This is a genomic window from Pseudomonas sp. 2995-1 (genome assembly GCF_002742505.1).
Classification (GTDB): Bacteria; Pseudomonadota; Gammaproteobacteria; order Pseudomonadales; family Pseudomonadaceae; genus Aquipseudomonas; species Aquipseudomonas sivasensis.
In genome coordinates, this window is sequence record NZ_LJSA01000159.1 from 1 (window position 1) to 282 (window position 282).

A 282-nucleotide genomic window follows, 5' to 3' on the forward strand; every position below is an offset into this window, starting at 1 on the left:
ACCATAGTTGATTGGCCCTGGTCCCATTAATGCAGACCCCCAGTCCTTATGCTCTACTTGTGCTGCATTTGTATTTTGTCCCTGTACTTCAGGGGGATTTACATCATCATTGCATCCTGTAAAAATAAGGAGAAGTAACCCTAATCCTGACAACATGTATTTAGTGTTAGTACGCTTCATGTTTTGACACCTCCTACACCATATCTTTTCCGAAAAAGGGTGATTAGATACAAAAAGTAATGTGGGAAAAGGAAAATTAATTAAAATATAATGCTTTGTAGG

General features: G+C 37.9%; 1 protein-coding gene. It reads right to left on the reverse strand.

The features are described from left to right. On the reverse strand, positions 1 to 180 hold a 180-nt coding region (locus AOA61_RS31755; protein WP_218197321.1), incomplete at its 3' end, for a hypothetical protein. Between the last annotated feature and the right edge of the window lie 102 nt (positions 181 to 282).